Here is a 498-nt window from a genome sequence, read left to right as displayed (position 1 = left end):
CAAAACTATAATCCAAATGAAAAAACAAAACCCAAACAACAAGCTTGCTTTCAACAAAGTGGCTGTTACAGAATTAAACGACACACAAATGCATGACGTTGATGGCGGAAGCTCTCCTGCATGTTACTTAGTAATCAGTTTCTTAATCGCAAAACTATAATCAACCATGAAAAAACAAAACCCAAACAACAAGCTTGCTTTCAACAAAGTAGCTGTTACAGAATTAAACGACACACAAATGCATGATGTTGACGGCGGAAGCTCTCCTGCATGTTACTTAGTAATCAGTTTCTTAATCGCAAAACTATAATCCAAATGAAAAAACAAAATCTAAACAACAAGCTTGCTTTCAACAAAGTGGCTGTTACAGAATTAAACGACACACAAATGCATGACGTTGACGGAGGAAGCTCTCCTGCATGTTACTTAGTAATCAGTTTCTTAATCGCAAAACTATAATCCAAATGAAAAAACAAAACCCAAACAACAAGCTTGCTT

Annotated in this window: 3 protein-coding genes; all 3 read left to right on the top strand. The window is 35.7% G+C overall.

What is annotated here, in order from left to right:
- The first annotated feature begins 16 nt into the window (after nucleotides 1-16).
- Genes DCO46_RS23465 through DCO46_RS22965 form a run of 3 tightly spaced genes read left to right on the top strand, consistent with a single transcriptional unit; the run spans nucleotide 17 to nucleotide 459 of the window.
- Nucleotides 17-160 carry a class I lanthipeptide gene (locus DCO46_RS23465; RefSeq protein WP_165828981.1) on the top strand — a complete coding sequence of 48 codons (144 nt, stop codon included), beginning with the start codon at nucleotides 17-19 and terminating at the stop codon, nucleotides 158-160.
- Between the two features lie 6 nt (nucleotides 161-166).
- The gene (locus DCO46_RS22970) at nucleotides 167-310 is read left to right on the top strand and encodes a class I lanthipeptide (RefSeq protein ID WP_165828981.1); all 144 of its coding nucleotides are present in this window, start codon (nucleotides 167-169) and stop codon (nucleotides 308-310) included.
- Between the two features lie 5 nt (nucleotides 311-315).
- Entirely contained in the window at nucleotides 316-459 is a 144-nt protein-coding gene (locus DCO46_RS22965) for a class I lanthipeptide (RefSeq protein ID WP_165829093.1), read from the top strand.
- The last annotated feature ends 39 nt before the right edge of the window (nucleotides 460-498 follow it).

This window comes from Flavobacterium sp. HTF (genome assembly GCF_003105115.1).
Lineage (GTDB): Bacteria > Bacteroidota > Bacteroidia > Flavobacteriales > Flavobacteriaceae > Flavobacterium.
The sequence above is the reverse complement of the archived record's forward strand: the minus strand, read 5'-3'. Positions and strand labels throughout refer to the sequence as shown.